5 protein-coding genes and 1 pseudogene are annotated in these 3,026 nt (G+C 63.8%); all 6 read right to left on the bottom strand.

Annotated elements, in window-relative coordinates:
- Nucleotide 1: 1 nt before the first annotated feature.
- Nucleotides 2-418: a methylglyoxal synthase gene (locus Q0J74_RS10925; RefSeq protein ID WP_297214536.1), complete on the bottom strand. Its 417-nt coding sequence runs from the start codon at nt 416-418 to the stop codon at nt 2-4.
- 30 nt (nt 419-448) lie between these two features.
- On the bottom strand, nt 449-1,189 hold the full coding sequence (gene minD / locus Q0J74_RS10920; protein WP_297214533.1) for a septum site-determining protein MinD: 741 nt from the start codon (nt 1,187-1,189) through the stop codon (nt 449-451).
- An 88-nt stretch (nt 1,190-1,277) separates the two neighbouring features.
- Nucleotides 1,278-1,988 (bottom strand): 16S rRNA (guanine(527)-N(7))-methyltransferase RsmG, encoded by a 711-nt coding sequence (gene rsmG / locus Q0J74_RS10915; RefSeq protein ID WP_297214531.1) that lies wholly within the window; start codon nt 1,986-1,988, stop codon nt 1,278-1,280.
- Entirely contained in the window at nt 1,985-2,344 is a 360-nt protein-coding gene (locus Q0J74_RS10910) for a hypothetical protein (protein WP_297214529.1), read from the bottom strand. The genes rsmG and Q0J74_RS10910 overlap by 4 nt, the downstream gene beginning before the upstream one ends.
- Nucleotides 2,337-2,747 carry a large-conductance mechanosensitive channel protein MscL gene (gene mscL / locus Q0J74_RS10905; RefSeq protein ID WP_297214528.1) on the bottom strand — a complete coding sequence of 137 codons (411 nt, stop codon included), beginning with the start codon at nt 2,745-2,747 and terminating at the stop codon, nt 2,337-2,339. Before mscL ends, Q0J74_RS10910 begins: the two co-directional genes overlap by 8 nt.
- Before the next feature lie 9 nt (nt 2,748-2,756).
- Nucleotides 2,757-3,026, bottom strand: a pseudogene (locus tag Q0J74_RS10900) (serine--tRNA ligase); the annotation flags it as partial.

The raw sequence follows: 3,026 nt of genomic DNA, 5'->3' as shown, positions 1-3,026 counted from the left end.
ATCAGGCGGTAAAAGGCTTTGTCTTGGGATTGACGATATCCCGCCAGTCCAGATCCCCCCGCTCCAGGCCGTGGATGAGGATTTCCGCCGTGGCCACGTTGGTGGCGTAGGGAACGCTGTTCTGGTCGCACAGCCGGGTGATATACTGCAAATCGGCGTCCAAATCGTTGGACTGGGGGTCGGAAAAGAAGAGGACCATATCAATCTCATTGTAGGCGATGCGGGCGCCAATTTGCTGGCTGCCCCCGTGCTCATGGGAGAGGAAGAGCTGCACCGGCAAGCCGGTAGCCTCCGCCACCAGACGCCCCGTCGTGTTGGTGGCGCAGATCGTGTGCTTGGACAAAATGCCGCAGTAGGCGATACAGAACTGAACCATCAGCTCCTTTTTTCGATCGTGGCTCATCAACGCGATATTCATAAATCAATCCTCTCTTTTCCCTATCAAGTGTTATCGAATCCGCATCAGGGGCGTTTTTTGCCCCAGCAGGCGCTTGGCAATGTTTAAGTAGGCGGTGGCGGCGCCCCGGTTGGCGTGGAGGATCAGGGGCTGCTCCCGGTTGGCGCAGAGCATCACCTGGGGGTCCTCCGGCACGATGCCCAGCAGGGGCAGGCCGGCGGCGTCCATGGCGTCGTCAATGGTGGTGTGCAGGCGGCGGAGCAGCTTGGGCTGCACCCGGTTGACCACCAGGTGGATGCGGGGAATGCTCCCCCGCAGCAGGGTCACCGTCCGCTGGGCGTCCCGCAGGGCGGAGGCGTCGGTGGTGGATACCACGATGGCCCGGTCCGCGCCGCAGCAGGCCAGCCGGAACCCCTCTCCCAGCCCCGCTGGGGAGTCCATCAGTAAAAAGTCATACCGGTCCTTGGCCTGGCGCACCAGCTGCTCCATGGCCTGCTGGCTCAGCGGCTGAGGGGGCAGAGTCACCGGCGCGGTGATCAGGCTCAGCCCCTGGATCACCGGGTGGGCCACCGCCGCCTTCTCCAGCGGGCAGCGGCCGCACAGCACGTCGGTAAAGTCCATCAGCGCCCGGTCGCTGAGTCCCAGGCTCAGATCCAGGTTGCGCAGGCCGATATCCATATCAAGGCACAGCACCCGCTTCCCCAGGGCCGCCAGGCAGGAACCCAGGCCGGCGGTGAGGGAGGTCTTGCCCGTGCCGCCCTTGCCGGAGGTTATGACGATTGCAGTGGACATAGGCACACTCCGTTTCAACTATCAATACCATATCATGGTTTCCCAATAGAATCAATGACTTTTTGTGCAGTATGCGGGAATTTTCCCCTCACAGCGGCGCCTTCTGGATCTTTGCCCACCGGCGGGGGTACTCCTTGGGAGTGGGGGACACCTTTTCCACCGCCACCACCCGGTGGACAATGCCGGTGCCGGGGATGGTGTAGTCCACCCGGGGCAGCAGCCTGCCCCCCAGCTTGGCAATGGCCCGGGCCGCCCCCTCGGTTTCCGCCCCGCTGTCCACGCTTTTCATGGCCAAAAATTTGCCCCCTACCTTTACATAGGGCAGGCACAGCTCACTGAGCACCTCCAGGGAGGCCACCGCCCGGGACACCGCCAGGTCAAAGCTGTCCCGGAAGCCGGTCTCCCGCGCCTGCTCCTCCGCCCGGGCGTGAAGGCAGGTCACATTGTCAAGGGAAAGCGCTTTACATACGTCCTCCAGCCAGCTCACCCGCTTCCCCAGGCTGTCCAGCAGGGTGACGGAAAGGGAGGGCTCCAGAAGTTTCAGGGGCAGGCCGGGGAAGCCGGCGCCGGTCCCCACGTCGATGAGGGTTTTGCCTGCAAAGGCCGTCCCGATGGTGAGCAGGGCGGCGCTGTCCAGGAAGTGGAGGTCCACCACCTGGTCGGGGTCGGTGATGGCGGTGAGGTTCATCACCTGGTTCTGCTCCAGCAGCAGGCGGCCGTATGCTTCCAGCTGTGCCGCCGCCTGGGGCGGGGGAGTTAGGCCCAGGGCGGCCAGACCCCGCTCGATCCGCGCCCTCATTGTCCGCCTCCCAGCCCGGCCAGCAGGGGAGGGACCCCCAGCGCCAGACTCACCGCCAGACCCACGGCGCACACCAGGGCCAGCACCGCCATGGAGGCCCGTTTGGCGTAGGTCTCGTCGGGCCGCCGCAGGGTGTACAGGGCGATGGCCAGCAGCCCGGCGATGCCGGGGCAGGCGAACAGGGGGGCCACCCCGGTTAGATACCGGCCCTGGTGGAAGAAGGGGTAGAGGTTGAGCAGCACCAAGCACACCATATACACGATGCCCACCCAGGCCAGAATACGCTTGACCGGGGAGGCTGGGGTATAGGACGCCCGGGTTTCCCGGGATCTGTCCTCTGGCTGCCGGTCAGTCATGGCGGGCCTCCTTCAGCAGGTCCCGAATCTCGGTGAGAAGGACCTCCTCCGCCGAAGGCTTGGGAGCGGGGGCGGGGGCCTCCTCCTTTTTTCGGTGGAAAGCGTTGATTCCCTTCACCAGCAGAAAGATGACAAAGGCCATGATGAGGAAGTTGACCACCGCCTGGACAAAGCTGCCCAGGGCGATGGTGGCGTCCCCCAGCTGGAAGGAGAGGGCGGCAAAGGTGCTCTCCCCGATAAAGATGCCCACGAAAGGCATGAGAATATCGTTGGTGAGGGAGTCCACAATGGTTTTGAAGGCGCCGCCGATGATGACGCCCACCGCCAGGTCCATTACATTCCCCCGGGCGATGAATTTGCGGAACTCGGCCAGAAAGCTGCGGGTTTTCTCTTTTGCAGACATGATTACTCCTTATGCCCGTTTGGGTACCAGTACTTCCTTGCCGCCCATGTAGGGGCGCAGGGGGGCGGGGATCTTCACCGAGCCGTCGGCCTGGAGGTTGTTCTCCAGGAAGGCGATGAGCATCCGAGGCGGGGCCACCACGGTGTTGTTCAGGGTGTGGGGGAGGTACATGCCCTTTTCTCCCTTTACCCGCATCTTCAGACGGCGGGCCTGGGCGTCCCCCAGGTTGGAGCAGGAGCACACCTCGAAGTATTTCTGCTGCCGGGGGGACCAGGCCTC

The sequence above is a fragment of the uncultured Flavonifractor sp. genome (genome assembly GCF_944387675.1).
GTDB lineage: Bacteria > Bacillota > Clostridia > Oscillospirales > Oscillospiraceae > Flavonifractor.
This window is presented reverse-complemented; position numbering and strand designations above follow the sequence as displayed.

Bases quoted from the DNA above. Each gene is read 5' to 3' on its own strand.
- Q0J74_RS10925 (WP_297214536.1), bottom strand. From the start codon at position 418: ATGAATATCGCGTTGATGAGCCACGATCGAAAAAAGGAGCTGATGGTT.
- minD (WP_297214533.1), bottom strand. From the start codon at position 1,189: ATGTCCACTGCAATCGTCATAACCTCCGGCAAGGGCGGCACGGGCAAG.
- rsmG (WP_297214531.1), bottom strand. From the start codon at position 1,988: ATGAGGGCGCGGATCGAGCGGGGTCTGGCCGCCCTGGGCCTAACTCCC.
- Q0J74_RS10910 (WP_297214529.1), bottom strand. From the start codon at position 2,344: ATGACTGACCGGCAGCCAGAGGACAGATCCCGGGAAACCCGGGCGTCC.
- mscL (WP_297214528.1), bottom strand. From the start codon at position 2,747: ATGTCTGCAAAAGAGAAAACCCGCAGCTTTCTGGCCGAGTTCCGCAAA.